At 65.3% G+C, this 26,470-nt stretch carries 24 protein-coding genes; 8 read left to right on the plus strand and 16 right to left on the minus strand.

Translation table 11 applies throughout. The features are described from left to right. Positions 1-17 precede the first annotated feature (17 nt). From VWN43_RS03715 to VWN43_RS03725, 3 genes are all read right to left on the minus strand, one after another. The gene (locus tag VWN43_RS03715) at positions 18-1,190 is read right to left on the minus strand and encodes a BaiN/RdsA family NAD(P)/FAD-dependent oxidoreductase (RefSeq protein ID WP_320180612.1); all 1,173 of its coding nucleotides are present in this window, start codon (positions 1,188-1,190) and stop codon (positions 18-20) included. Between the two features lie 39 nt (positions 1,191-1,229). Then, positions 1,230-2,660 (minus strand): peroxidase family protein, encoded by a 1,431-nt coding sequence (locus tag VWN43_RS03720; protein WP_330768135.1) that lies wholly within the window; start codon positions 2,658-2,660, stop codon positions 1,230-1,232. A 273-nt stretch (positions 2,661-2,933) separates the two neighbouring features. Then, positions 2,934-4,217, minus strand: a complete 1,284-nt coding sequence (locus VWN43_RS03725) for an APC family permease (protein WP_320180610.1) — start codon at positions 4,215-4,217, stop codon at positions 2,934-2,936. Between the two features lie 64 nt (positions 4,218-4,281). Here VWN43_RS03725 and uvrC point away from each other — a divergent pair, with 64 nt between their 5' ends. The 6 genes from uvrC to VWN43_RS03755 all read left to right on the plus strand — a co-directional run bounded on the left by uvrC (position 4,282) and on the right by VWN43_RS03755 (position 9,636). Then, positions 4,282-6,246 carry an excinuclease ABC subunit UvrC gene (gene uvrC / locus VWN43_RS03730; RefSeq protein WP_320180609.1) on the plus strand — a complete coding sequence of 655 codons (1,965 nt, stop codon included), beginning with the start codon at positions 4,282-4,284 and terminating at the stop codon, positions 6,244-6,246. A gap of 444 nt (positions 6,247-6,690) precedes the next feature. Beyond that, positions 6,691-7,155, plus strand: a complete 465-nt coding sequence (locus tag VWN43_RS03735) for a hypothetical protein (RefSeq protein ID WP_320180608.1) — start codon at positions 6,691-6,693, stop codon at positions 7,153-7,155. 174 nt (positions 7,156-7,329) lie between these two features. Continuing rightward, positions 7,330-7,566: a hypothetical protein gene (locus tag VWN43_RS03740; protein WP_320180607.1), complete on the plus strand. Its 237-nt coding sequence runs from the start codon at positions 7,330-7,332 to the stop codon at positions 7,564-7,566. A gap of 120 nt (positions 7,567-7,686) precedes the next feature. Continuing rightward, the gene (locus tag VWN43_RS03745; RefSeq protein WP_320180606.1) at positions 7,687-7,971 is read left to right on the plus strand and encodes a GIY-YIG nuclease family protein; all 285 of its coding nucleotides are present in this window, start codon (positions 7,687-7,689) and stop codon (positions 7,969-7,971) included. Positions 7,972-8,387: 416 nt separating this feature from the next. Next, entirely contained in the window at positions 8,388-8,651 is a 264-nt protein-coding gene (locus VWN43_RS03750; RefSeq protein ID WP_320180605.1) for a hypothetical protein, read from the plus strand. Positions 8,652-8,808: 157 nt separating this feature from the next. Then, a complete protein-coding gene (locus VWN43_RS03755; RefSeq protein WP_320180604.1) occupies positions 8,809-9,636 on the plus strand; it encodes a universal stress protein in 828 nt (275 codons plus the stop codon). A gap of 19 nt (positions 9,637-9,655) precedes the next feature. Here VWN43_RS03755 and VWN43_RS03760 read toward each other — a convergent pair whose 3' ends face one another. Both VWN43_RS03760 and VWN43_RS03765 read right to left on the minus strand, forming a co-directional pair. After that, positions 9,656-11,506: a DEAD/DEAH box helicase gene (locus VWN43_RS03760; protein WP_320180603.1), complete on the minus strand. Its 1,851-nt coding sequence runs from the start codon at positions 11,504-11,506 to the stop codon at positions 9,656-9,658. Positions 11,507-11,682: 176 nt separating this feature from the next. Then, positions 11,683-11,814 (minus strand): hypothetical protein, encoded by a 132-nt coding sequence (locus VWN43_RS03765; protein ID WP_320180602.1) that lies wholly within the window; start codon positions 11,812-11,814, stop codon positions 11,683-11,685. A gap of 19 nt (positions 11,815-11,833) precedes the next feature. Between VWN43_RS03765 and VWN43_RS03770 the strand changes: the two genes are divergently transcribed. Together VWN43_RS03770 and VWN43_RS03775 are read left to right on the plus strand one after the other, a co-directional pair. Beyond that, positions 11,834-14,665 (plus strand): TonB-dependent receptor, encoded by a 2,832-nt coding sequence (locus VWN43_RS03770; protein ID WP_320180601.1) that lies wholly within the window; start codon positions 11,834-11,836, stop codon positions 14,663-14,665. Next, positions 14,665-15,687 (plus strand): phytase, encoded by a 1,023-nt coding sequence (locus VWN43_RS03775; protein WP_320180600.1) that lies wholly within the window; start codon positions 14,665-14,667, stop codon positions 15,685-15,687. The genes VWN43_RS03770 and VWN43_RS03775 overlap by 1 nt, the downstream gene beginning before the upstream one ends. Before the next feature lie 5 nt (positions 15,688-15,692). Here the strand turns inward: VWN43_RS03775 and VWN43_RS03780 are convergent, their stop codons facing one another. The 11 genes from VWN43_RS03780 to hisG form a co-directional block, all read right to left on the minus strand. Continuing rightward, a complete protein-coding gene (locus tag VWN43_RS03780) occupies positions 15,693-16,622 on the minus strand; it encodes an acyl-CoA thioesterase (RefSeq protein ID WP_253517475.1) in 930 nt (309 codons plus the stop codon). 32 nt (positions 16,623-16,654) lie between these two features. Then, positions 16,655-17,680: a hypothetical protein gene (locus VWN43_RS03785; protein WP_320180599.1), complete on the minus strand. Its 1,026-nt coding sequence runs from the start codon at positions 17,678-17,680 to the stop codon at positions 16,655-16,657. Then, positions 17,677-18,714 (minus strand): GNAT family N-acetyltransferase, encoded by a 1,038-nt coding sequence (locus VWN43_RS03790; RefSeq protein WP_320180598.1) that lies wholly within the window; start codon positions 18,712-18,714, stop codon positions 17,677-17,679. The genes VWN43_RS03785 and VWN43_RS03790 overlap by 4 nt, the downstream gene beginning before the upstream one ends. Positions 18,715-18,721: 7 nt before the next feature. Then, on the minus strand, positions 18,722-19,600 hold the full coding sequence (locus VWN43_RS03795) for a cupin-like domain-containing protein (RefSeq protein WP_420493519.1): 879 nt from the start codon (positions 19,598-19,600) through the stop codon (positions 18,722-18,724). Beyond that, positions 19,597-19,728 (minus strand): hypothetical protein, encoded by a 132-nt coding sequence (locus VWN43_RS03800; RefSeq protein ID WP_330768148.1) that lies wholly within the window; start codon positions 19,726-19,728, stop codon positions 19,597-19,599. Before VWN43_RS03800 ends, VWN43_RS03795 begins: the two co-directional genes overlap by 4 nt. Further along, the gene (locus tag VWN43_RS03805; protein ID WP_330768150.1) at positions 19,725-20,771 is read right to left on the minus strand and encodes a GNAT family N-acetyltransferase; all 1,047 of its coding nucleotides are present in this window, start codon (positions 20,769-20,771) and stop codon (positions 19,725-19,727) included. Before VWN43_RS03805 ends, VWN43_RS03800 begins: the two co-directional genes overlap by 4 nt. A gap of 136 nt (positions 20,772-20,907) precedes the next feature. Further along, entirely contained in the window at positions 20,908-23,064 is a 2,157-nt protein-coding gene (locus VWN43_RS03810) for a sodium-translocating pyrophosphatase (protein WP_320180596.1), read from the minus strand. A 152-nt stretch (positions 23,065-23,216) separates the two neighbouring features. Beyond that, positions 23,217-24,077 (minus strand): thiamine-phosphate kinase, encoded by an 861-nt coding sequence (thiL, locus tag VWN43_RS03815; RefSeq protein ID WP_330768577.1) that lies wholly within the window; start codon positions 24,075-24,077, stop codon positions 23,217-23,219. Beyond that, positions 24,074-24,526 (minus strand): transcription antitermination factor NusB, encoded by a 453-nt coding sequence (gene nusB, locus VWN43_RS03820; protein ID WP_253517458.1) that lies wholly within the window; start codon positions 24,524-24,526, stop codon positions 24,074-24,076. The genes thiL and nusB overlap by 4 nt, the downstream gene beginning before the upstream one ends. Then, on the minus strand, positions 24,523-25,812 hold the full coding sequence (hisD, locus tag VWN43_RS03825) for a histidinol dehydrogenase (protein WP_320180595.1): 1,290 nt from the start codon (positions 25,810-25,812) through the stop codon (positions 24,523-24,525). Before hisD ends, nusB begins: the two co-directional genes overlap by 4 nt. Then, the gene (gene hisG / locus VWN43_RS03830) at positions 25,812-26,468 is read right to left on the minus strand and encodes an ATP phosphoribosyltransferase (RefSeq protein ID WP_320180594.1); all 657 of its coding nucleotides are present in this window, start codon (positions 26,466-26,468) and stop codon (positions 25,812-25,814) included. Before hisG ends, hisD begins: the two co-directional genes overlap by 1 nt. Positions 26,469-26,470 lie beyond the last annotated feature (2 nt).

The raw sequence follows: 26,470 nt of genomic DNA on the forward strand, positions 1-26,470 counted from the left end.
AGGGGCGGCGCGCGAAGCTACAGCGCGTCGCCCGCCGCGACCCCGCTCGCCCAGGCCCACTGGAAATTGTAGCCGCCCAGCCATCCGGTCACATCGACCGCCTCGCCAATGGTATAGAGGCCGGGGATACGCTTGGCGGCCATCGTCTTCGATGACAGTTCGGCGGTCGAGATGCCGCCCACGGTAACCTCGGCCTTGGCAAAGCCCTCGGTGCCATTGGGGCGGAATTCCCACCGCTTGAGCCGTTCGCCCGCGGCGCGCAGCGCCTTGTCGGGCAGATTGCCCAGCTCGCCTTCGAGCGCGAGCTTGTCGGTCAGAATATCCGCCAGCCGAGCGGGGAAGGCGTCGCGCAAGTGCGCGCGCAGGCCCGCGCGCGGATTGGCGCGCTTGGCGTCGAGCAGCCAAGCCGCGTCGCGCTGCGGCAGGAAGTCCACGAACAGGGGTTCGCCCGGTCGCCAATAGGAACTGGCCTGCAGGATCGCCGGGCCGGACAGGCCGCGATGCGTGAACAGCGCGGCTTCGGCAAAGCTGGCCTCATTGGCCGATACGGCGACCGGCGCAGACACGCCCGAAATGTCGCGGAACAGCACTTCCTCGCCGCCCAGCGTCAGCGGGACCAGCGCGGGGCGCGGCTCGACCAGTTTGAGACCGAATTGCCGCGCGAGATCATAGGCGAAGCCGGTCGCGCCCATCTTGGGGATGGAAGGGCCGCCGGTCGCGATTACCAGCGCCGGGGCGCGATAGCTGCCGGTCTGCGTGGTAATTGTGAAACCGTCGTCTTGTTCGACCCGCGCGATCTCTTCGCCGCAGCGGATCTCGACGCCGCCCTTGGCGCATTCCTCGAGCAGGAGCGCGACGATCTGCTTGGCCGAGCCGTCGCAGAACAATTGGCCGAGCGTCTTTTCGTGCCAGGCGATACCATAGCTTTCGACCAGTTCGAGGAAGTCCTGCGCGGTGTAGCGCGCCAGCGCCGATTTGGCGAAATGCGGGTTGGCGGACAGGTAATTGGCCGGACCCGCACCGATATTGGTGAAATTGCAGCGCCCGCCGCCCGAGATGAGGATTTTCTTCCCTGGCGCGCTCGCGCGTTCGAGCACCAGCACGCGGCGCCCGCGCTGCCCCGCACGCGCCGCGCACATCAGGCCCGCAGCCCCGGCGCCCAGGACGATCGCATCGAAGCCATGTTCCATGCGAAGCGCCCTAGCCGCGCGGGGGCGGTGTGCAAGCCCTTAGGGCTGCGCGGCGGTCACCAGCTTGCCCAGCGTGTCCCACTCGGGCCGCGGCGACCAGTTGCGGTTGCTGCCGAGATAGGAGTGGTCGTCATTCTCGAGCAGGCCGATGATCGTCTCGGCGACGATGGTTGCGCCGACCGGGCCGAGCGCTTCGCCTTCCTTGGTGCTGCCGTCGCTTTCCTCGCGTCCGATCACCTCGGCTTCGGCAAGGATCCACAGCCATAGCGGGACGCCGTGTTCGGACAGCGCACCATCGACCGCGTCGGACAGCTTGGCGATCCGTTTCTTCACCTTGGCGGTCCATTTCGGATCGCAGCCGATCGCTTCCGCCACTTTCTCCCCGCCGGGCAGCAGGAAGGCATTGCCGCGCAGCAGGTTGCGGGTCGCGAGCGAGTTTTCGGCATTGGTGATGAACGGCAATTGCAGCAGATCGCCCGCCAGCAGCAGGTCGAGCTTCTGCGCGCGTTCGACCTGGCGGTTGGCCGGGGTGAACAGCAATTCGTGCCAGTCGACCACGCCATCGGGTGTGCCCAGCGCATCGAATCCGCCACCTAGTATCGCGCCGAACAGTTCGAGCGGCGACTTGCCCTTCTGCACCTGGATTTTCATCGGGATCATCGAATGGCCGAAGCGATAGGCAGCCACCGAAAATTCGATCGGGATGAAGGGCGTATCGCCGCAATAATGCGCGCGTCCGCAGCCGAGGATACGCTCGACCACCGGGCGGCCGCACATGGCGGCGAGGAAGTCGTTCACCACCGCCCACTGGTAATGCCAGGTGGTTTCCTCGCGGGCGTGTTCGTACAGTTCCTCGCCCTCGAAGCCGTCTTCCGCATGCAGCGTGTCGCAGACGTGGTTGTGGAAGCGGATGATCGCCAGTTGCAGCTGGCTGATGATGCGGTTCTCGTCATTGCGCGGATCGCCGATCATCGCGCGGCCATTGGGGCTGCGCAGCAGATCGTGGTCGCGCTCGCCCGCCTGGCCGGGATTGTCGCTCCCGGTCAGCAGCTTGGGCCCCGCGAACGCGCCCGCCTGTTCGTAGAGATAGGGCTGCGCTTCGGGTCCGACGCCATAGATGCAGTCGAGATCGAGCGTGGGTGTGCGGACATTGGCGATCTCGCCCGGATCATCGACCACGCTGTCGAAGGTGGTGCTGGCGTCGAGCGTGATGTCGTGATCGACGAACTGGCCGAAGAACACCATGCCGACGGGTACGGTATCGGTCCGGTCGTTCTTGGATTTGCCATCCATCGGCCCGCCCTTGCGGCCGATCGCCTCGAGCGTGTGGATCGGGATGTAGGCGGGGCTGAGCTTGGGGAACAACCGCCCGAAGCGATCGTCGCGCTGGTGGTCGGGCTGGTGCCCGCGCCGACAATAGGCGCTCATCCCTTCGAGGGGCTTCATTCCGTGATGTTCATGGCCGGACATTGGCGGTCTCCTGTTTGCTATGTTTTGCAGACGCGACCGTACGCCGCCATAATCGACGGTTCTCATTGACTCATTCCGACTCGAGTGAGCGGACAATGTCTTTGAAAAGATCGGAAGAATTGTAGAATTGCGCCGCCCGTTACAGGTGGCGGCGGCGTGGTTATCGCCAAGTATATCTAATCAGCGCCTTTTTCGTCTTTCAGGCAAGATCGGGCGATCACCGTAATAAATAGATTGTATTATAGGGGCGCCCGGCCTGTCGCCGCCTGCGCGCTAAGCCTCGTCGATCGGGTACTCGGGCTTCTGCCGCGCCGCGATGACATACAGCAGCGTGCCTGCAGCGATGAACCCGCCGAGCACCAGCCACGCCTGCGCCTGCGCCTGCGCGGCGATAAACAGCGAACTGCCCACCGCGAAGATCACGCAGAACAGATGGAACGGGACGATCCGCCCCTCGCGGTGTTCGAGCACGGGCAGCGCGCAACTGGTCACGATATAGGTCACCAGGCGCACCAGCGTCCCCGCGATCGCCAGCACTTCGAAGCCTTCCCACAGGCCGAACAGCATTGCCGCCACGCCGTAGAACAGGATCGCGTTGAACGGGGTAAGGAAGCGCGGGTGGACATATTCGAACCACCGCGGGAGCATGCCGCGCTCGGCCATGCCGTACATCAGCCGCGGCTGCGCCACGCCGCTGGCGAAATTGTTCGCCCCGATGCTGAAGCTGGCCGCGACGACGATCGCGAGCGACCCGATCTGCCCCATCGAGGCGCCGGCGACGCCCGCCAGCGCATTGTCCTCGCCCGCGAACTCGGGACCGATCGCGATGAAGGCCCAGATGATCGCCATGTAGAGCAGCGTTACCCCGCTCACCATGGTCACGATCGACAGCGGGACGTCGCGCTTGGGGTGCTTGAACTCGCCCGCCGCCTCGACCACGCCCTCGAAGCCGATGAAGGCGTAGAAGGTCAGCAGGATGACCGTCTCGACCTGGCTGAACTGCGGCAGCGTCACCGCGCCCATCTCGCCGCCCGCGAAGAAGGCCGAGAGGATCAGCGCGCCCAGCGGCAGCAGCTTGATCGCGGTCATCACCCCCAGCGCGCCGACCGAGGCGCGCATGCCGTAGAGATTGATCGCGGTGATCAGCGCCAGCCCCACCGCCACCGCGACGGGCGAAGCGACCGGCCCCGCCAGTTCGGGGAACAGCGCGGCGAGATAAGCGACCATCACATGCATGTTGGCCGCCGCGGTCACGATCGCGCTGGCATAGCGCGCCCAGCCGGCCTGGAAGCCGACGAAGCGCCCGAAGGCGGCTTCGCCATAAAGCACCGATCCGCCGCTATGCTCGAACCGCGTGGCCATCCAGGCGTAGCACAGCGCCAGCGGCAGGAAGAGGATGCCGCCGACCAGCATCATCCACGGGGCGAAGTTGCCCACCGCGGCCACCAGCACTGCGGGCAGCGCGAAAATCCCCGCGCCGATCATCCCGTTGAGCGGGAACAGCGACGTGCCCCAGAAGCCGACCGTGCGCGGCGGTGCAATTTTGGTTGGGTCCATCGCCCGGGGGATGGCGGCAAAACCGGCTTTGCACAAGCCGATGCGGCGCACTATCTCCCCCTGCATGTCGCGCACGAAAGCCGGTTCCCCGCATGATCCGAGAGGTAAGGAGCGGTTCCACGAGGACCGCGCCACCAAGACCGTGGCCGGTGCGCAGCCCGATCTCGAAGCGGGCATCGCCGCGATCCGCGAAACGGTGAAGACGCTCAAGCCGCGCCCGGGCGTCTACCGGATGCTCGATGCGCGCGGCGATGTGCTCTATGTCGGCAAGGCGCGCAGCCTCAAGGCGCGGGTCGCCAATTACACGCAGATCAAGGGCCTCACCAACCGCATCCAGCGGATGATCAGCCAGTGCCGGGCGATGGAAATCGTGGTCACCAATTCGGAGGCCGAAGCGCTGCTGCTCGAAGCGCAGCTGATCAAGCGCTATCGCCCGCCGTTCAACGTGCTGCTGCGCGACGACAAGAGCTTCCCCTTCATCCTGCTGCGCGCCGACCACGCCTTCCCGCGGATCACCAAGCATCGCGGCGCGCGCAAGGCCAAGGGCAATTACTACGGCCCCTTCGCCAGCGCGGGCAGCGTCAACAAGACGCTCAACGCGCTGCAGAAGCTGTTCCTGCTGCGCAGCTGCACCGACAGTTTCTTCAACAATCGCGACCGGCCCTGCCTGCTCTACCAGATCAAGCGCTGCAGCGCGCCCTGCGTCGGCCGGATCGACGAGCCGGGGTATGAGAAACTGGTGCGCGAGGCGAAGGACTTCCTCGGCGGCAAGTCGAGCGCGGTGCAGCAGGATCTGGAAAAGCAGATGGCGAAGGCGGCGGAAGATCTCGATTTCGAGACCGCGGCGATCCTGCGCGACCGGCTGCGCGCGGCGACCTTCATCCAGGGCAGCCAGGCGATCAATGCGCAGGGCGTGGGCGATGCCGATGTCTTCGCGCTGGCCGCCAAGGGCGGGCAGGTGGGCGTGCAGGCCTTCTTCATCCGCGGCGGGCAGAACTGGGGCCACCGCACCTTCTATCCGCGCAATACGGGCGAGCTCGAGAAGGAAGAGGTATTGTCCGACGTATTGCTGCAATTCTACGAGGAAGTGCCGCCGCCGCGCACCATCCTCGTCGACCGCGCCTTGCCCGAACAGGATCTCGTCGCCGAAGCGCTGTGCGAGAAGGCGGGGCATGGCGTGGCGATCTCGATCCCGCAGCGCGGCACGCGGCGCAAGCTGATGCAGCAGGCCAGCCGCAACGCGGTCGAGGCGCTCGAGCGGCGGCTGGCCGAAACCGGGACCAAGACGAAGGTGCTGCGCGAGCTCACCGAATTCCTCGAACTGGAAGAGGTCCCGCAGCGGATCGAGGTCTACGACAACAGCCATATCCAGGGCGACAAGGCGCTGGGCGCGATGGTCGTCGCCAGTCCCGAAGGCTTCGAGAAGGGCCAGTACCGCAAGTTCAACATCAAGACCGCGCAGACCAATGATGATTTCGCCATGATGCGCGAGGTGATGGAACGCCGCTTCCGCAAGCTAGCCGAGACCGGGCGCGATCTCGACGCGCGCACCGAGGGCAAGGGGCACGAGGCGATCTGGCCCGATCTGGTGCTGATCGATGGCGGAAAGGGGCAGATGTCGAGCGTGCGCGACACGCTGGAGGAAATGGGGATCGAGGACGTCCCGCTGATCGCGATTGCCAAGGGCCCGCATCACGGGCGCGAAGGACGCGAGGTGTTCCATTTCCCCGACGGGCGCGAAAAGACGCTGCCGGTCAATTCGCCGCTGCTGTTCTATCTCCAGACGCTGCGCGACGAAGTCCACCGCTACGCCATCGGCGCCCACCGCGCCAAACGCAGCCGCGCGATCACCGCCTCACCGCTCGACGAAATCCCCGGTATCGGCCCCTCGCGCAAACGCGCGCTGCTGCTGCATTTCGGCACGGCTGGGAAGGTGCGCGCGGCGGCGCTGGACGACCTCAAACGCGCGCCCGGTATCAGCGCGGGCGTGGCGCAGCAGGTGTATGATTTCTACCACGCGGGTGGGTGAGGCTTGCAAGGTCCGCTAACGACTCGATTGCGGACATTGAGACCAAACAGTTAGTCCACTGGCTTCATGCGAATTGGGAGGGTGTGCGATCGAATTTCCGAAGGGTCGCTCAATCTCTATGTAAGAGGGATTGGCGAACCACCAGAGAATGAACTTCGGATAGTGGTGGCGGAGGGACTGCTCGGGGAAACCACCGCCATTGAGTTTGCGGGTCACGACCTGAGCGAAGGGCGACCGATAGAAATTACGGACGCGTCCCGCCGTTTCGAAACTAGGTGGGACAGCTATGTGGCTTATGCGGTTAGCGAGCGATCTGCTAGCATTAGGACGGTAACGTAATGATCGTGAGCCGCTTTTTGGTATTGGCGGAACGTCAGGACCGGCTTAATTGGCTCGCTTCCTTCTCGACTTCTTCTCTCGTTTCTACGCGCATCGGAGACCTACTTGAACAAGACCATGCGATTTGCTGCATCTTCGGCAGCTTTCATTGCTCTTATCGTCCAGACGCCTTTGCAGGCAGGGAGTGATCCTTCGGGTTTCTGCGCTCGCCTTGCCGAGAATGCGGGGATCGAAAGAACGCAAACGATCGATGGCGAGACGACTTGGTCAGCCAACGCGCTTAATTTTGGTCAGCGTGTGCTGTTCGGTGGGACCGCCGCGACCTCTGTGAACGTCGACCCCCTGCAGCCAGCAACGGTCGAAGATTATAAGCGAGCCGCGACCATGTGCGCGGCGGAAGGCAAGGGCGCAGTTTGCCGGCTCATTGGACCAATCAACTTCGAGTTCAGCTGGAAAGGCATCAAGACGTCGACGCCAGTTCTAACTGGTGAAGCAGCCACGGTGGTTGTCGAAGGAACGCGAGCCACCTGCAGATCGAGCATGCAATCGCTTGGGAGCGACCACTCGTGATTACCGGTCTGACGCGAACACTACCAAACTAATGGCGCGTCGATACCAGACTGTTGGCTGACACCCGATTGAGGCTATTGATAGACCAATGCATACACATTTGAGTATGTAGCGAACGACGATTGGGGGCCTAGGAAGGCTGCCAAAGGCGCTCAAGCTGAGGAGACAGGGGGAATGAGCGTTTGGTGGTTTGTCATTGCTGGCGGTGTCATCGCTTTGGGCATTTACGCTCGCAGGGGGCAAAATGCGGTGTGGGGAACTGCGACCCTCGCGTTGTTAATCGGCGTTGGGATTGCGATTTTTCAGCCCGAGTTCGCCTGGTTTACAGTTACTAAGTCCGTAGCAATTGGGGCTTTAGTTGGCTTAGCCTTCGAGCTGTTGCCAATGTTGAAGAAAAACAATTCGCGATGAGAAACGGCTGTTTGCGAAAGACAGAACCGTCATTAGTTTAGCGGCCGGTTTCCACCCAAATCTCGGTCATCCCAGCGAAAGCTGGGATCGCTCGCCGCACGCTGCGAGCTTTCTGGGCGCATGAGCGCATGGGTCTACATCATGAGCAACCGCAAGGATGGGGTGCTCTATATCGGCGTGACCGCCGACCTCTCTCGGCGGATTGTCCAACATCGGGAGGGGAAGGGCTCGGCCTTCTGCCGGCGGTACGGGCTGACGCGGCTTGTCTATGCGGAAGAGCATGACAGCATCGAGGACGCGATCGCGCGCGAGAAGGCGATGAAGGCGTGGAAGCGCGCGTGGAAGATCGAACTGATCGAGGGTGCTAATCCTGAGTGGGACGATCTTTTCAGCGTAGTTCTTTGATTGCGGGCGATCCCAGCTTTCGCTGGGATGACGTGGCGGGGCAGAGTTGACGTGGCGGGGCTGGCTGCCTTGGTGGGGCTGGGCCGAGGGCGATCCCAGCTTTCGCTGGGATGACGAAGTGGGGCTGGGCTGACGCCGTGGCGGCAGGGCTTTCCTACACACCCTATCCCGTGCCTTACTCTCGCGGATGAAGCACTACCCGCCGCCCATCGCAAAACCGCGCACGCCCTCCATCACCATCCCGCCGTTCCATGCCGTCCCGCTGCGTCATCGCGCCGATGGGTGGACGCCCGTGCGGCAGGCGGAGTTCATCGGGCACCTTGCCGCGACGCGTTCGGTCGCGGCGGCGGCGCGCGGCGTTTCGATGGCGCGCGAGACCGCCTATCGCCTGCGCGCGCGGCCCGGGGCGCAAGGCTTTGCGGCGGCGTGGGACGTGGCGCTCGCGCGGCCGCGTTCGGAGGCCGGGCGGGTGCGGCTCGAGGCGGCGCTGGCGGCTGCACGCGCGGCGCGAGAGGCACACCGGAAGGTTCACGATCCCCGAGCTCGAATGGCGGGTTGCGACCGGGCTGTGGCAGGTCATGCTGCGCGGCGGGCGCTATGTCGGCGTGGTCCGCAAGCCCGACGAAACCGCACTTCTCGCGCTGCTCTCGCGCACGCGCACGGCCGCGGGGCGGGCATGATGCGCGATGAAGGTCACGCTTTTGGGGCGCGCGGTTCGCGGTCCATGCCAGCGCGCGGTTTGATCTCGATCAAGGAGCCGCGCCGGATAGCTGCTATACTGGCCGCATCACGCGGGGAATCGGCCCGTTGGCCATCCTGCAAACTGGGAGACGAGCCATGAAGACGATCCTGTTCAACGCCGCCGGGGACGACGCCTTTCCCGGACGGCTCGATGCCGTGCTTGGTCTGGCGCGGCGGTTCGATGCGCATCTCACGCTGCTGCACGCGATCCCCTATGAAGCGGTGGGCGTGCTCGATTTCCAGGGCGCCGCCTTTGCCGCGATGGTACCGATCTGGCGCGAGGAGGCGGCGCGGCTGCGCGAGGCGACGCTGGCCGATCTCGCCAATGAGGACGTGCCGTGGAACTGGGTCGATGCGGGCGGGCCGGCGGCGCTGGCGCTGCTGCGCGAATCCGCGCTGAACGATCTGGTGGTGGTGAGCGCGCGCGATCAGTCAGCAGGCCCGGATACGCCGTCCTTCACCGCGGGCGAACTGGCGCTATCGGCGTCCTGCCCGGTGCTGGTGCTGCCCGAGACCTGCACGCGGATCGACCCCGAAGCGCCCGCGCTGGTCGCGTGGGACGGATCGGCCGAAGCCTCGCACGCGCTCAAAGCGGCGGTGCCGTTGCTCCGGCTGTCGAGCGCGGTCTATCTCGCAACGGTCAAGGAAGCCGGGAAACCGGCGAAAGCGGCGAAGGAGCCCGACCTGCCGCCGGTTGCGGGGGCGGACTACCTCTCGCGCCACGGCATCTCCTGCGAGATGATCGAGGTCGCGCCGCATGAGGAGGGCGTGGCCGCCGCGTTGCAGGCCGAGGCCGCCACGCGCAAAGCGGGGCTGCTCGTCATGGGCGCCTATGGCCATACGCGCCTGACCGAACGCGTGTTCGGCGGCGTGACGCGCAGGATGCTCACCGGAGTGCGCATCCCGCTCTTGCTGACGCATTGACGCTGGGCCGGGGGCCGGATCAGTCCTTGCGCGGACCGCCCGGCTTGCCCTTGGGCTTGAACTTGGGCTTGCCCGCGAAGGGCTTGCCGCCACCGGGTTTGCCGCCGCCGGGCTTGCCGCGCTTGAACGGCGGCTTGCCACCGGGGCCCTTGCCGGGACCACCCGGACCGCCGGGACCCTTGCCCGCGGGACGCGCGTGGATCTTGCCCGCGCCGCCACCGCCGCCGTGCTTGCGGCGGTTCTCGCGCGCTTCGATACGCGGGCCCTCGGGGGCCTCCTCGATCGCGATCGCATCCTGCTCGTCCTCGGGCGAGGCAGTGCGCTGCACGGCATCGGCGAACTTGCCCGCCACCGCGCGCGGCACCTGGAACCAGCTTTCGGTCTGGCCGATGCGGATCGCGCCGATCTCGTTGCGGGTGATGTGGCCGCGGCGGCAGATCAGCGGCAGGATCCAGCGCGGCTCGGCGTTCTGGCGTCGGCCGATGTCGATGCGGAACCAGGTCACGTCCTCGAAGCCGGGACGGTGGCGCTCGGCCTTGGCCTTCTCATGCGCTTCGGGGGTGTTGGCGATCAGCTCCTCGGGCTCGGGCATCTTCGCCCGGTGTGCCTGGACCAGCGCGGCGGCGATGTCCTCGGGCGTCATGCGCGCCATTAGCTCGGCGGCCGTCTCGCGATCGGACTCGTCGATCTCGCGCGGTTCGGTGAGCTTCTCGATGAGGCGCGTGTGGTCCTTCTTGCGGATCGCCTCGGGGGTGGGGGCGTCCATCCACTGGGCCTCGATGCGGGCCCCGCGGAGCATGCCTTCGACCCGGCGGCGGCGATTGTAGGGCACGATGATCGCAGCGGTGCCCTTCTTGCCTGCGCGTCCGGTGCGGCCCGAGCGGTGCTGGAGCGTTTCGGCATCGCGCGGGATCTCGACATGGATCACCAGGCTGAGCGTGGGCAGGTCGATCCCGCGCGCGGCGACATCGGTCGCCACGCAGACGCGGGCGCGTCGGTCGCGCAGCGCCTGTAGCGCCTGGTTGCGCTCGGACTGCGAATGCTCGCCCGAAAGCGCGACAACGCCGAAGCCGCGGTTCTGCAGCGTGGAGTGGAGGCGGCGCACGCTTTCGCGCGTGGCGCAGAAACAGATCGCGGTTTCGGCTTCGTGGAAGCGCAGCATGTTGACCACTGCGTTCTCGATTTCGGACGGGCCGACGGTGATCCCCTGATAGGTGATGTCGCCATGACCGCGTGTCTCGCCGGCAAGCGACAGGCGCAGTGCATTACGCTGGTAGCGTTCGGCCAGCCGTTCGATCGGGCGCGGCATGGTGGCGGAGAACAGCAGCGTGCGGCGCGTATCGGGAGTCGCGTCGAGGATTTCCTCGAGATCTTCGCGGAAGCCCATGTCGAGCATCTCGTCGGCCTCGTCGAGCACCACGCCGACCAGTCCCGAGAGGTCGAGCGCGCCGCGTTCAAGGTGGTCGCGCAGGCGTCCGGGCGTGCCGACGACGATCGCGGGCCCACCGCGCAGCGCGCGGCGTTCCTTGCTCGCATCCATCCCGCCAACGCAGGTGGCAATGCGCAGGCCCGCACCGGCATAAAGCCAGCCAAGCTCGCGGCTGACCTGCAGCGCGAGCTCGCGGGTGGGCGCGATGGCCAGCACCAGCGGCTTTTCGGACAGCGGCATGCTGCCGGTTTCGCCAAGCAGTTCGGGTGCCAGCGCGAGACCGAAGGCAACGGTCTTGCCGCTGCCGGTCTGCGCGGAGACGATCAGGTCGCGGCCGGCCGCATCGGGAGCGATGACGGCGGCCTGGACCGGGGTGGGGGCTTCATAGCCGCGGGCGGCAAGCGCTTCGCCGAGAACCGGCGGGAGAGTTTCGAAAGACATAGGACTCGATAGAACGGAGGCATCGCGGAATGCGACGCGAGGAGGAGGGGGAGGTGTAGCAATGCGCCCGGCTGGCGCGAATAAGGGGTGCGTCGGCGGGTTTGGCACCTGCACGCTCGGGACCGCCTATAGCGTATTCGAGGCGGTTTGGCTTGCGATATTTTGCAGGTGCGAAATCAGTGCTCGCAAACGTCGATCCGGCGGCCGGTCCGGATGTTACAGTTGCGGGTCACAAACCGCTCGATTGTCTTGCAGATTTCTTCGTCCGGCAATGATCCGGTCAACCAGCGCTCATATTGCGCCTTCATCTTACCTGGAGGGCAATTCATGAAAATCAGAACCACGCTGTTCGCCGGAGCCGCGATTGCGGCGCTGTCGCTTCCCGCCATTGCGCATGCCGGCGAAGTCGTCGGCACCGTGTCCGATGCCAGCGATACCATCGCTTTGCGCAGCGCGCAGATCCGCATCGTCGAGCTCGACCGCGTGGCGACGTCCGAGCGCGATGGCTCCTTCCTCTTCGCCGATGTCCCCGCGGGTGAATACACGCTGGAAATCAGCTATGTCGGTGCCGAAACCGTCACCCGCATGGTCAGCGTTCCCGCCACCGGCGCGGTGCGCGCGGACATCGCGATGTCCGGCTTCGGCGATAACGAGATCCTCGTCATCGGCCAGGCGGCGAACCTGTCGAGCGCGCTGTCGCGCAAGAAGGAAGCCGACGGTGTCTCCGATGTGCTGACGCGCGATGCGATCGGCCAGTTCCCCGATCAGAACGTCGCCGAAAGCCTGCGCCGCCTGCCCGGTGTCAATGTCCTCAATGACCAGGGCGAAGGCCGCTTCGTTTCGGTGCGCGGGCTTGCACCCGACCTCGTGTCCTCCTCGCTCAACGGCGTGCGCCTGCCGTCGCCCGAAGCCGATGTGCGCTCGGTCGCGCTCGACGTGATCTCCTCCGACATCATCGAATCGATCGAAGTGAAGAAGTCGCTCACTCCCGATATGGACGCCGATACGATCGGCGCCTCGGTCGAGATCGAGACGACCAGCGCCTTCGACCGCAAGAAGCGCCTGCTGACCGCCAAGATCGAAGGCAGCTATAACGATTACGCCGACCAGATCAGTCCCAAGGGAAGCCTCGATTTCGCCAGTCGCGTGGGCGACAATTTCGGCATTTCGGGCGGCGTCAGCTATTACAAGCGCACCTTCGAAACCGACAATATCGAGGCCGATGGCTGGGAAGAGGACGATGGCGTCATCTATGCCGAGGACCTCGAATATCGCGACTATGATGTCGAGCGCGAGCGTATCAGCGCGACGCTGGGCTTCGATGTCCGCGCGGGCGACAGCACCGAGCTGTATGTTCGCGGCGTGTACAGCCAGTTCGACGACCAGGAGAGCCGCCGCCGCCTGATCTTCGATCTCGGCGACGCGATCGTCTCGGGTTCGGGCAGCACGGTCAACTACAGCGATACCGACCCCGATCCGGACGAGGACGCTGCGATCACCGTCGAACGCGACATCAAGGACCGCTTCGAAAGTCAGAAGATCCGCTCGCTCGTCTTCGGCGGCGAAAGCGACTGGGGTGCATGGTTCGCCAATTACTCGGCCAGCTGGGCAAAATCGAGCGAGCTCGAAAACGGCAGCCTCGATCCGATCTCGTTCGAACGCGAATATGAGGAAGAAGGCTTTGGCGTGGGGCTGGACTTCAGCGATCCGCGCATCCCGCTCTATACCGCCACCGACCCGAGCGGCGACTTCCGCAATCCCGGAGCATTCGAACTCAACGACGTGGAATTCGTCACGCTCTCCGATTCGCAGGACGAGGAATGGTCGGCGAAATTCGATATCGGCCGCCGCTTTGCCGCCGACAATGGCGAATTCACCGTGCAGGTCGGGTTCAAGGGCCGCTGGCGCGACAAGACCTATGACGCGGATGTCGCATTCTACGAAAACGACGCGATGACGCTGACCGACGCGCTGGGTGAAGGCCAGACCTATCGCCTGGCCGATATCTCGCCGGTTGCCGGCTTCACTGCCGGTTCGGACTTCTTCCGCGCGAACTTCGGCAATTTCGAATTGCAGGAAGCCGACAGCGCCTATGACAGCGCGGTCGAGGATTTCGCGGTCGCTGAGGACATCATGGCCGGCTATCTGCTCGGCCGCTGGGAAAGCGCGGACCTGCGCGTGGTCTATGGCCTGCGGTACGAGCACACCGACAACACGCTGGCAGGCAACAATGTCCTGCTGGTCGAGGAAGACGGAACGCTGCCGGATGGCTCGATCGCGGGTGACGATACCGTACTCGTTTCGCCCATTTCGATCGACAAGAGCTACGACCACTGGCTGCCGAGCCTCAATGTGCGGTATGAAGCGCAGACCGACCTCGTCCTGCGCGCGGGCTTTTTTCGCTCGATCGTGCGTCCCACGCCGTTCCAGCAGGCACCGCACTTCGCAGTCGAGGAAGCCGATGACGGCGAGCGCGAAGGCGAGTTCGGCAATCCCGCGCTGCTGCCGACCGAGGCATGGAACTTCGATGCGGCGGTCGAATATTACATGAGCTCGAACGGCGCGCTGTTCGCTTCGGTCTTCTACAAGAGCCTCGACAATTTCATTGTCGATGTGAACACCGATGTCGCGGGCAGTTTCCGTGGCCTCGCATTCGACGAGGCGACCATCGCCCGCAATGGCGACGAGGCCGACATCTTCGGTATCGAGCTGGGCTTTGCGCAGGCGTTCACCGGCGCGCTCGACGGCGTCGTGGTGCAGGCGAACTACACCTACACCGATGCCGAGGGTACGGTCACCACGCTGGCCAGCGAAGGGCCGCGCTCGATTGCGCTGCCCGCCACTGCCAAGCATACCGCCAACTTCTCGGTCGGTTACGACAAGGGGCCCATCGATATCCGCCTGTCGGGCACCTATCGCGACAAATATCTCGACGAGCTCGCCGATACGGCGGATCTCGACCGCTATGTCGACGACCACTTCCAGCTCGACCTGTCGGCCAAGCTGCGGGTCACCGACAACGTGCAGGTGTTCTACGAATGGGTGAACATCAACAACGCGAAATATTTCGCTTACAACACCTTCGGCAGCCAGCGTAACCTCTACCAATACGAGGAATACAACTGGACCATGAAGGGTGGCTTGAGGGTGACGTTCTGATGCGCGGTGAATTCCAGATTTTCGCACTTGCCAGCCTCGGGATCGCCGCCGCCTGCGCGACGATCCCGGCCGTCGGCGATCCCGCCGTGCCGGTCTTCGCAGTGGCGGAGACCGTGCCGGTGGTCACCACCAACGAGGACGCCGCCGACGATCCGGCGATCTGGCGCAATGCGGCATCGCCCGCCGACAGCCTGATCGTCGCGACCGACAAGAAGGCGGGGCTGTATGTCTATGGCCTCGACGGCAAGGTGAAGAGCTTCAGCGAGCATCCCGCGCTCAACAATGTCGACCTCGTCGACATGGGCGAGACGGGCGTGATCGTCTTCGCCAGCGATCGCAGCGATCTCGCCAGCGCCAGGATCGTGCTTTACCGTCTCGACACGGCGAAGGGCGCGCTCACCGAACTGGCCCGCCTGGCCACGGGTCCGAGCGAAGCCTACGGCATCTGCGGCACACGCCGCGATGACAAGCTGGTGGTCTACACCGCGCCCAAGAGCGGGCGGATCGGCGAGTGGGAAATCGCCCTGGGCGATACTCCCCGCGCGCGCGAACTGCGCACCATGCAGGTCCCCTCGCAGCCCGAGGGCTGCGCGGTCGATCATCGTAGCGGCATGCTCTACATCGGCGAGGAAGCGGGCGGCGTCTGGCGGTTCGCCCCCGGCACGGTCACGGGCGAGCTGGTTGCCGCGGTCGATGGGCGCAAGCTCGTCGCCGATCTTGAGGGGCTGGCCCTCGTGCCCGAGGGCAGTTCTGGCGGCTGGCTCTATGCCTCGAGCCAGGGTGACAACACCTACATGCGCTACGCGCTGCCCGACATGACCCCGGCAGGACGGTTCCGGATCGCCGAGGGCCGCTTCGGCAGCACCGAGGAAACCGACGGGATCGAAGCCATGCGCGGCGATTTCGGTCCGAACTTCCCCGGCGGCCTGTTCATCGCGCAGGACGGGATCAACGACGGCAAGGCGCAGAACTTCAAGCTGGTCCCGCTGGGCGCGATCGAGGAGGCGCTGGCGGCGGAGTAGGGCGCCTAGGCGTCCTTCTGTACCCGTTTGCGCATCATGCCTTCCTGCGCGACGCTGGCGACCAGTTCGCCCTGGCGGTTGAAAATGCGGCCGCGGTTGAATCCGCGGCCGCCACCGCTCCACGGGGCGTCGGTGGCATAGAGCAGCCATTCATCCGCGCGTGCAGGGCGATGGAACCAGATCGCATGGTCGAGGCTGGCGCCGACCAGTTCGCCGCGCATCCACGACAGGCCGTGCGGAAGCGCGCTGGTGCCCAGCAGCGTGTAATCGCTGGCATAGGCGATCACCGCGCGGTGCAGCGCTGCGTTCTGTTCGATCGGGGGCAGCGGGGCGACCGTTCGAAACCAGCTGTGCGCGCGCGGTTCGCGCGGTTCGCTGTTCATCCAGTGCAGCCGGTCGACCGTGCGCATGTCGATCGGGCGGGGGCGCAGGACGAGATTGCGTTGCTGCTCGGTCATACGGTCACCCGCACGCTCAACCATCTTGTGGCGCATCTCCATATCGCTCTTCAGCTCTTCGGGCGGCGCGACATCGGGCATGGTCACATCGTCATGCGCCAGCCCGTCCTCGGGCCGCTGGAAGCTGGCGGTAAGGTTGAGAATCGGTCGCGGCGCGCCGCTATCGTCCGGCTGGCTGGCGACCACCCGGCGGTTGGCGAAGCTGCGCCCGTCGAAGTCGCGCGCGGTGTTGTAGGCGATATCGACACCTTCCTTGCCGCCGCGCAGGAAATAGGCGTGGAGCGAATGTGCCTCGAGGCCTTCCGGCGCGGTCGCCTGCGCCGCCTGCAGCGCCTGCGCGATGACCTGCCCGCCAAATACGCGGCCCACTCCGTCAGGCTGCTTGAGGCCGCTAAAGGCGTCCTCGGCATCGCGGGAAACGGTCAGCAGGCGGATAAAGGCTGCGACGAGCTCTTCTGGTGTCTTTTCAATGCTCACGCCCAGCGGTTTGCGGGTGCTTTACGTTTGCGTCAAGCGTCACGGGCGCGCGATTGTCGGAAAGCGTAGACTACCAGCCCGATGCTGATGAAAAGCTCGCGATATTCGGAGCTGTCGAAGATCATCACCATGGTATGTCCGAAGGCGAGCATGAACAACTGGCCGGCTGCGACCCATACCGCCAGCGTGCTCCATAGCACCGTGCCATGCCGCGTGATGCTGCTGCGCGCAAAAGCGATGCAGACGCCAAGACCGATCCAGAACGCCGCCTGCACCGGCAGGAGCGTCCAGTGGCTGTAAGTGAAGACCAGCATTGGCGCGGAGACCGCGGCCACCGTGCGGTCGGGCAGGAAGGGCGCCAGCACGCGCACCAGGGGCCAGCGCGCCACTTCGCTTTCGCGCAGCAGGGGAAGCAGCATGAGGAAGATGCCGGTGCCCGAATATAGCGCCAGTTCGGTGATGTCGGTGTGGAAATTGTGCAGGTTGAATTCGCCCTGCCAGTTGCGCGCGGCGACCGCTTCGGGCGTGTCGAAGCCGATCTGACGCTGGAACCAGCTGACCTCTTCCAGGGCCATCAGCGCGAACAGCGCGGTGAAGCCCGCAGCGATCACTACCGGGATCCAGCGGGGACCATGCGCCGGGGTAAGGCGCAGCACTGTTTGCAAACGCAGCGCCATCAATCCAGCGGCACCGAACAGCAGCAGGGCGGACAGCCATTCGATCGCGCTATCCTCTGCGCCGACGCGGGCAAAGGCCGCAGGGCTTATCCCGAGCAGGGCCTCGCCAGCGACCGAAAGCAGCGTGACCGACCAGGCCAGCATCAATGCGCCGCCGCCTATCCGTTCGCTGTGTATGCGCGCCCCGGCCAGCGCCGCGACGAGCAGGAAGCTCAAGCCGGCGGTTACCAGCCTGCGCGTCCAATGCCAGCCATCATGCACCGGCATTTCCTCGCGGGCGAAATGCCAGTCGAATACGCTTTGCTCATAAGCGGCCATGCCGACCAGGAAGCCAAGCCAGAGGATTGCGCTGGAAAGGATGAACCATTGCGAGCGGGTCATGCGGCACGCTCCCACCACGGGGACAGCAGCCGGGACAGCAGCGCGCCGCGCACGAACAGCAGATCGACCATTTCGGGCCCCGGCTGCGCGCCCATTTCGCTCTTGTATCCCGCGTCCCCCAGGCCCCAGCTGATGCGCGTGATGCCGTGTTCGGCCGCGCGGGCGAAGTCGTCATACAGCAAGACGCGTCCGGGCCCGAACTGGGTGAAGCGCTGGTCGTAATTGTTGGCAATGTAATAGCGGACATCCCCCGCCTGCACCCCGAAGGTGAAGGCCGCCGGAGTATCGCCGAGCCACATCAGGCTGCCGAACAGCATGGCGGCCAGCTGCGGGTCCGCGCAGAGCGCCTCCCAATAGCCGCGCATTGCGGGGTTGCGGAACTTGGTATCGCCGCCATGGTCGAGCTGGCCGAGCCAGCTTGCCGCCTCGACCTGCGCCATCGCGTCGCGCTGGGCGGGGGTCCAGTCGGTCCCGGTGAAGAACTCCACGCGCAGCGGTCCGTTTTCTTCCTCGAGCCTGCGCTTGCGCCACCGGTTCTTGCGCTTGGTCTTCGCCGAGGGCCAATCGCCCTGCGCACCAAGCGCCGCGAGATCCAGTTCGAAGACCCGCCCGAGCGGGCGCGACAGCATGTGCCAACCGGCCATCCGGGCGGCGGCGCTCAGCATTTCGAGTGACGGGTCGCCGGCTTCCACGGGCCCCAGCCGCCAGATTCGGCCCAGCCGCTCGCGATGATCGCCCAGCGCTTGTGCGAGCGGCACCACCTGTACATCGCGGGCCAGAGGCACGCCGCGGAACGGCCAGTATCCGCCAGCCACTTCGCGCAGGGTGAGGGGGCCCTTGCGGCGTTCGTTCAGTGCCAGTCCGGCAAGCGGCGCACCGTGCCTGTCGGCGAGGACGAAGCGATCGGGCGCGGGCGTGGCAGCGTCGAACCATGCAGCGCGCAGGAAACTGCGGCGCGCCGGGCCCTGCTCGGCCAGAGCGTCGAATAGCGCGCTGTCGTGAATGCGCCGATCGCCGGACCCCATCCGCTCCATCGACAGCCTATCCCGGGGTCCCGAAGGCTTTGCGCCACGCGCGGTAGGCAAGGGATTTGGCAGTGTTCCGGGCAGGCCAGCGCCGGGGCGGCGCGGGGGTGATGCCGAGCTTGCGTACCAGGCCGTTGAAGCACCGCGCGCCAGCCTCGGCATAGCTCCATTCGCTGCGCCAGGTGATCGAAAGCGAGAGCGAGGGTTCCGAACCGTTGTTGACGAAATGCGGGGCCATCACCGGGACGTATACGGCTTCGCCCGGCTCGAGGGCGATGGCCAGACCGCCGGACCGCAAGCTCTCGTCCCACGGCAATTCGCGCGGTCCGCCCAAGTGATAGCTTTCATGGACCGTATCGGGTGCGTAACGCGTGTCGCCTGCGGGGAACTGCGTCATCACCTTCGTGCCCTTCACCTGCAGCAGGATATTGTGCTCGGGGTCGAAGTGATAGGGCGTCACCGCGTTCGGGCTGGAAGTGAAAATGAACCCCTGCGGCGTCAGCATTTTGCCGGTGGCGGCCTCGATCGACGGTCGCAGTTCTTCGAGCAGCGCCATCAGCAGGGCTTCGTAGGCCGGGACCTGCTCGATATTCTTGAGCACTGCCCAGCTGTTGCTGGTGGCAATATGCCGGATCGTTTCGCCGATGGTCATGCCGTTGGAACCGGGCTTGCCGTCGATCCCGATCGGCAGATCGCCGCGATTGTACTCGACCGATGCGGCGGGCAGGTCCTCGCCCAATTGCGCAAGCCGGTCCAGCGACAGGCGCGCGTCGGCATCCAGCCGGTGGCGCAGGACATGCGGCGTTTCCGGATAGCCGCGAGCAAAGGCGGCCACGGACTGGTGCGGGAACACGCGGATCGCTGCTGCGGAGAGGGCGGGATCGTGTTTGGTCACTGCCTTTTCCCCGTGCGGTAGAGTTCGATCGCCGTCAGCGCGGCCCCGATCCCGCGGCGGAGACGTCCGCCGATGGGGATGGTGAGCATCGCGATTTCGCGGCGGTCAGGCCAAATCTGTCCTATCATCGGGTGGTCCGGTGCTGCGCAACTGTCCGACAGCGTAACACTCTTGCATTCCAGAATGGCGAGGTTTTCGACCTGCAACAGCATTCCGGGTGAAAGTTTCGAGAGGCTCTCGTCATACGCCGTCTTGAAGCCGAAAGCGTGAGGGGGGTGACGAAGCTGGTCAGCATGGCCACCGGGCGCCCGCCGAGATGGAAGGCGAGCCGTTCCAGTTTGCCCAGCTTGGCCGCTTCGGTCAGGCTGGCGCGAAACAGCGCTTCGGTCGCGGGCGCGCTAGCCATGGCGGAGCCCTGTTCCCCCTTCCAGCCGGCACGTTCGAGCGCGAGAAACTCGTCGATCCAGCGATCGACGCCGGTTTCGTCAGTCTGGCGCGAGAAGACGAAATGCCCCGATTCTTCAAGGCGGCGGCGCTTGCGCTGCAGTTCCTTGCGCCTTTTTCTGTCGAGCGCAGACCTGAGATGTTCCTGGGGCGCCGGTCCGGATCGCAACACGGCACGTTGCAGGCTATGGACGACGCTCAGCTTGCGGCCAGTGGTGGCGGAAATGTCCTGTAATGCGGTGTAGCTGGCGCCGTCGGCCGGGATGTGGGTCAGATGCAGGAAAACGCTGGTGCCCGCATGGCTATCGCACCAATCGAGCAAATATTCCCAGAACGGCCGCGAATAGCCTTCCTTGACGAGCGGTTCGCCGCAGAACGCATTGGCGTGTACCCAATTGGCAAGGTGCGGCACAGGCTGCCCGTGATAGTCCCTGTCGCGCATCAGCGGCATCAGCCCGACCAGTTCGCCATCGGATACATGGCAGGCGAGGAATATGCTTCCACCAGGATCGAAGTGGCGCAGCGAATGCGCCAAAAACCATTCTTCGGCAAAGGGGTTCGGCGTGGCGCAATGTTGCGCAAGACGGCGCCAATGTTCGGCAAAGCTGCTGCCGACAACCCCCGTCCACGGCAGGACCGAGAATCCTTCGGTGAGGGCTGCATCTGCGGGAAGCTCCCGAGCGCGATCGGACCATGCACCGGTCGCAAGATCGTCAATATGCGTCACTCGGCCCTCCTTTGGGGCGAAAGCTTAGGGGGCAAGGCGCTTAAACTCGGTTAACGCGCTGAAAAGGATGGCGCTAAAAGGGAAGGGCGGCGGCACCTGGTGATGCCGCCGCCCCTCGACTTGGTTGGGTCGGAGATCAGCCCGCCGCAAGTGCTGCCAGCAGCAACAGGGCGACAATATTGGTGATCTTGATCATCGGGTTCACCGCCGGACCAGCCGTGTCCTTGTAGGGATCGCCCACGGTATCGCCGGTCACTGCGGCCTTGTGGGCTTCGCTGCCCTTGCCGCCGTGATGGCCGTCCTCGATATATTTCTTCGCATTGTCCCATGCGCCGCCACCGGCGGTCATCGAGAGCGCGACGAAGATCCCGCCGATAATCACGCCGAGGAGCAGGGCCCCGACAGCGGCGAAGGCGTTCTCCTGCCCGGCGAGGAAGTAGATCGCATAATAAACCACGATCGGCGCCAGCACCGGCAGCAGCGAGGGCACGATCATTTCCTTGATCGCGGCCTTGGTGACGAGATCCACCGTGCGGGCGTAGTCGGGCTTGCTGGTGCCCGCCATGATCCCCGGGTCGCCCGCGAACTGGTCGCGCACATCCTTGACCACGTCGCCAGCGGCGCGGCCCACCGCGGTCATGCCCATCGCACCGAACAGGTACGGGAGCAGCGCGCCGAGCAGCAGGCCAACGATCACGTAAGGGTTCTCGAGGCTGAAATCGACGTCCGCATCGGGGAAGAACTCCGCGAGGTCGGTCGTATAGGCCGCGAACAGCACCAGTGCGCCCAGACCTGCCGAACCGATCGCGTAGCCCTTGGTCACCGCCTTGGTGGTATTGCCCACTGCGTCGAGCAGATCGGTCTTTTCGCGCACGCTGTCGTCGAGACCGGCCATTTCGGCAATTCCGCCGGCATTGTCGGTCACCGGACCATAGGCATCGAGTGCCACGACCATGCCTGCCAGGGCCAACATGGCGGTGGCCGCATAGGCGATCCCCATCAGCCCGGCGAGCTGGAAGGAGGCGATGATGCCGGCGACGATCACCAGCGTCGGCAGCGCGGTCGATTCAAGGCTGATTGCCAGACCCTGGATCACATTGGTGCCATGACCCGTCTCCGAAGCCTTGGCGATCGACTTCACCGGGCGGAAATTGGTGCCGGTGTAGTATTCGGTGATCCAGATGATCAGGCCGGTGATGGCCAGACCGACGACCGAACTCCAGAACAGGTCCCAGCCGGTGAAGGTGCGGACCTGTTCGGCCATACCTTCTTCCGCCAGCGGGGCGCCCGGGTCGATCCCGGCGGGTGCGCCGCCGATTTCGGTAGTCATCCCGCCAAGTGCCTGGTCCATGACCAGCCAGATCAGCGGTACCGCCAGCACGGCGGTGATGATGAAGCCCTTGTACATCGCGCCCATCACGTTCGTACTGCCTTTGCCGAGCTTCACGAAATAGGTCCCGATGATGCTGGTGACGATACATGCACCGCCGATCAGCAGCGGCAGGGCCATCATCGGCATGAGCAGGTCGCCCAGCGCGTCGCCGAAAAGCAGCGCGGTGAGGACCATCGTGGCACCCACGGTGACGACATAGGTTTCGAACAGATCGGCAGCCATGCCCGCACAGTCGCCGACATTGTCACCGACATTGTCGGCGATGACCGCAGGGTTGCGCGGATCGTCTTCGGGGATGCCCGCCTCGACCTTGCCGACGAGGTCGGCACCGACATCGGCGGCCTTGGTGAAAATCCCGCCGCCAAGACGCGCGAAGATCGAGATCAGCGAGGCCCCGAAGGCGAGGCCGATGAGGCCGTCGATGACTTCACGGCTGTTGGGTGCATGCCCGCCGGGTCCGGTGAGATACCAGAAGAACACCGCGATCGCGAGCAGCGCGAGGCCGGCCACCAGCATGCCGGTGATTGCACCTGCGCGAAAGGCGAGGGTCAGGCCCTGCTGCAAGCCGCTTTGCGCGGCGGCGGCCGTGCGGACGTTGGCCCGCACCGAGATGTTCATCCCGATGAAGCCCGCGAGACCCGACAGGATCGCCCCGATGACAAAGCCGATCGTCGGCACGGTGCCGAGGAACACGAATACCAGCACCGCCACGACCACGCCGACGAGCGCGATGGTGGTGTACTGCCGTTTGAGATAGGCCTGCGCGCCTTCCTGGATTGCGCTGGCGATTTCCTGCATTCGCTCGTTGCCGGCGCCTGCGCCAAGCACCTGGCGGCTGGTGACGAAGCCGTACACGACGGCCAGCAGTCCCAGCAGAATTGCTATGAGAACTAGGTCCACGAAATTTCCCCCTCCCGTTTGATTTTTATATTTATGCGCCCCGGCGTGGGAAACGCCGGAGCACGTCTCGAGAGGTATAAGCGGCGCGGGTTGCGTGACAAGGCCGAAATGCGCAGCAATCGGAACCTGCCAGCTGCGTGCGGCGCAACCGATCAGTGGCGGTAGCCGAGACCGTCTTCGGGCGTGAGGATGGCCCCGTCCAGCGCGAGCCGGGCCGGACCCTCGGCAACCGTCCCGATACGCGTTGCGGGGACGGGCAAATCGGCGTCGGGCGACGCGGTGAACAGCAATTGGTAATCGTCGCCCCAGCGCATGCATTCGTCCGCGCGTTCGGGGTCGGCGACGGGGATCGCGCCGCGATCGAGGTGGAACCTGACATCGCTCGCTTTCGCCATGCGCCAGCTGTCGAGCAGCAGACCGTCCGAGATGTCCATCATCGCGCCGACATGCGGTGCCAGGGCGCGCCCTTCGGCCAGTAGCGGACGGGGGCGGCGATAAGCAAGGTCGTCGGCGCTGCCAGACCCGCGATCGACCATTCCCAGCATTGCCCGGCCAAGCGTGCCGGTGACGAAGATCGCGTCGCCTGCACGCGCGCTGCGCCGGTCGGGGACGGGCGTGTGCGTGGCCCGGCCGATTGCGGTGCAGCCCCACACACGGCGTCCATCGGCGCGCACCGTGTCCCCGCCCAACAGCGGGGTGGCATAGGTCTCGAGCACCTCGCGCAGGCCCGCGACGAAGCCTTCGTCGGCGTCGCCCAGCATATGCGATACCAGCACCCCGACGGGGGCGGCGCCCTTGGCGGCAAGATCGGACAGGTTCACCGCCACCAGCTTCCACGCGATATCGGCCGGGTCCTCGTCCTCGCGGACATGGACGCCCTGGACCAGCGTATCGTGCGTCAGGACGAGCTGTTCGCCGCCGATTTCGATAATCGCGGCGTCATCGTCGAGGCCGCGCGCGGCGGGCGTGTCGGCCAGCGCCTTCAGCGCGGCGATGAACGCGCTTTCGTTCAGCGCCCCGCCTCTTTGGCGACCGCATCGAGAATGCCGTTGACGAATTTCGCCTCGCGATCGTCGAAGAACGCCTTGGCGACATCGACATATTCGCTGATCGAACTCGCCTTGGGCACATCGGGCCGGGCGATCAGTTCATAGGTGCCTGCGCGCAGGATCTGCAGCATGGTCTTGTCGAGCCGTGCCAGCGTCCATCCCTGCGCCAGACGCGCGGTCAGACGCTCGTCGATTTCTTCGCGCCGCGCATCCACCCCACCGACGATATCGTCGAAGAAGTCGGTGTCGGCATCGGCATATTCCTCGTCCTCGATCACGCGGCCGAGGCGATGCTGGTGGAATTCGTCGAGCAGGCGGGCAAGCTTGGTGCCCTCCATATGCTGCTGGTAAAGCGCCTGGACAGCGCCGAGGCGGGCGGCGCTGCGGGCCTGGGATTTGGGGTTCTGGCTCATTTCAGTCTCGTGGAAATCGATAGGGCGTGCGCGGGAAGGCCTTCGGCTTCGGCCAGCTTCACCGCTGCGGGGCCGATGGCGGCAAGCGCGGCGTGGGAAGCATCGATAAAGCTGGTGCGCTTCATGAAATCGAGCACCGACAGTCCGCTCGCAAAACGGGCGCGGCGGCCAGTGGGAAGGACGTGGTTGGGACCGGCGATATAATCGCCGACCGCTTCGGGCGTGTGCCGGCCGAGGAAGACGCTGCCGGCATGGCGCAACCGGTCGAACAGCGCCTGCGGCTCGTCGACCATCAGCTCGACATGCTCCGCCGCTAGCCGGTCCGACAGGGCGGGGGCTTCATCGAGGCTGTCGACAATCATGATCAGCCCGTGACCATCCCAGCTGGTCTTGGCGGTCTTGGCGGTCGACAGCCTCATCAGTGCGACATCGATCGCATCTTCGACCTGGCGCGCCAGCGGCTCGCTGTCGGTGATCAGGATCGACTGGCTGGTCGGGTCGTGTTCGGCCTGGCTGAGCAGGTCGGCGGCGATCCAGTCGGGATTGTTATTGCCATCGGCGATGACGAGGATCTCGCTGGGCCCGGCGACCATGTCGATCCCGACCACGCCATACAGCTGGCGCTTGGCTTCGGCGACCCAGGCATTGCCCGGTCCGGCAATGACATCGACCTTGCCGATCCGCTCGGTGCCATAGGCGAGCGCGGCCACGGCTTGCGCACCGCCGACCCGCCAGATCTCGTCCACCCCCGCGATATGCGCGGCGGCGAGCACCAGTTGATTGACCTCGCCCTTGGGCGTCGGGGTGGTGACCACCAGCCGTTCGACGCCCGCGACCTTGGCGGGGATCGCATTCATCAGCAGCGAGGAGGGATAGGCCGCGCGTCCGCCAGGAACATAGAGCCCGGCAGCATCGACGGCATTCCAGCGGGCGCCCAGCCGCATGCCGATATCGTCGGTATAGTCGCGATCTTCGGGCAATTGCCCTTCGTGATAGGCGCGGATGCGGCTGGCCGCGAGTTCGAGCGCATCGCGCAGCTCGGGGTCGAGCGCGTCATAGGCGGCGTGGCAATCGGCAGCGTCGATCCGCCAGTCGGTGTCTTCGCTCAGCCGGTGATGGTCGAAGCGCGCGGTGTAATCGACCAGCGCATCATCGCCGCGCTCGCGCACTTCATTGATCATGTTCGCGACATCGCGCCCGACCTGCGTGTCGCTTTCGCGCCGGTTGCGCACGATGCGCGCAAAGGCGTTCTCGAAGCCCTCAGCCGAAGTTCGTAACCATCGCATCAGGCGGCCTCGCGCTTCGCTGCATCGGCGCGAAAGCCCTCGACCAGCGCGGCGACCCGCGGATCGGTTTTCAGCGCCGCCCGGTTGACGATCAGGCGCGCGGAAATATCGAGGATGCGGCTGGTTTCGACCAGGCCGTTCTCGCGCAGGGTGGTGCCCGTCGAAACGAGATCCACGATCCGTCCGGCGAGGCCCAGCGCAGGGGCGATTTCCATCGCCCCGTTGAGCTTGACGCACTCGGCCTGGATGCCCTGCCGCTCGAAATGGCGGCGGGTGAGGTTGGGGTATTTGGTCGCGACGCGTAGGTGGCTCGCGCCATCGACACTGGCGCCGCCTTCCCTGGGTTCGGCCACCGACAGGTGACAATGGCCGATGTCGAGATCGACGGGCGCGTAGAGATCGGCATAATCGAATTCCTCGATCACGTCCGATCCGACGATGCCCAGCTGCGCCGCGCCATGCGCCACGAAGGTCGCCACGTCGAAAGCGCGCACGCGGATGAGGTGCATGTCTGCGCGCGTGGTGGCAAATGTCAGCGAGCGGTTGGCCTTGTCGTGGAAGCCGTCTTCCGGCACGACGCCGGCACGCGCCATGACCGGCAGCGCCTCATCGAGGATGCGGCCCTTGGGAACGGCGAAAGTCAGGCGATCATTCATGG

Origin of the sequence: Qipengyuania sp. HL-TH1 (assembly GCF_036365825.1) — a bacterium.
Lineage (GTDB): Bacteria > Pseudomonadota > Alphaproteobacteria > Sphingomonadales > Sphingomonadaceae > Qipengyuania > Qipengyuania profunda.

Bases quoted from the DNA above. Each gene is read 5' to 3' on its own strand.
- VWN43_RS03715 (WP_320180612.1), bottom strand. From the start codon at position 1,190: ATGGAACATGGCTTCGATGCGATCGTCCTGGGCGCCGGGGCTGCGGGC.
- VWN43_RS03720 (WP_330768135.1), bottom strand. From the start codon at position 2,660: ATGTCCGGCCATGAACATCACGGAATGAAGCCCCTCGAAGGGATGAGC.
- VWN43_RS03725 (WP_320180610.1), bottom strand. From the start codon at position 4,217: ATGGACCCAACCAAAATTGCACCGCCGCGCACGGTCGGCTTCTGGGGC.
- uvrC (WP_320180609.1), top strand. From the start codon at position 4,282: ATGTCGCGCACGAAAGCCGGTTCCCCGCATGATCCGAGAGGTAAGGAG.
- VWN43_RS03740 (WP_320180607.1), top strand. From the start codon at position 7,330: ATGAGCGTTTGGTGGTTTGTCATTGCTGGCGGTGTCATCGCTTTGGGC.
- VWN43_RS03745 (WP_320180606.1), top strand. From the start codon at position 7,687: ATGAGCGCATGGGTCTACATCATGAGCAACCGCAAGGATGGGGTGCTC.
- VWN43_RS03755 (WP_320180604.1), top strand. From the start codon at position 8,809: ATGAAGACGATCCTGTTCAACGCCGCCGGGGACGACGCCTTTCCCGGA.
- VWN43_RS03760 (WP_320180603.1), bottom strand. From the start codon at position 11,506: ATGTCTTTCGAAACTCTCCCGCCGGTTCTCGGCGAAGCGCTTGCCGCC.
- VWN43_RS03765 (WP_320180602.1), bottom strand. From the start codon at position 11,814: ATGAAGGCGCAATATGAGCGCTGGTTGACCGGATCATTGCCGGACGAA.
- VWN43_RS03770 (WP_320180601.1), top strand. From the start codon at position 11,834: ATGAAAATCAGAACCACGCTGTTCGCCGGAGCCGCGATTGCGGCGCTG.
- VWN43_RS03775 (WP_320180600.1), top strand. From the start codon at position 14,665: ATGCGCGGTGAATTCCAGATTTTCGCACTTGCCAGCCTCGGGATCGCC.
- VWN43_RS03785 (WP_320180599.1), bottom strand. From the start codon at position 17,680: ATGACCCGCTCGCAATGGTTCATCCTTTCCAGCGCAATCCTCTGGCTT.
- VWN43_RS03790 (WP_320180598.1), bottom strand. From the start codon at position 18,714: ATGGAGCGGATGGGGTCCGGCGATCGGCGCATTCACGACAGCGCGCTA.
- VWN43_RS03800 (WP_330768148.1), bottom strand. From the start codon at position 19,728: ATGATAGGACAGATTTGGCCTGACCGCCGCGAAATCGCGATGCTCACC.
- nusB (WP_253517458.1), bottom strand. From the start codon at position 24,526: ATGAGCCAGAACCCCAAATCCCAGGCCCGCAGCGCCGCCCGCCTCGGC.
- hisD (WP_320180595.1), bottom strand. From the start codon at position 25,812: ATGCGATGGTTACGAACTTCGGCTGAGGGCTTCGAGAACGCCTTTGCG.
- hisG (WP_320180594.1), bottom strand. From the start codon at position 26,468: ATGAATGATCGCCTGACTTTCGCCGTTCCCAAGGGCCGCATCCTCGAT.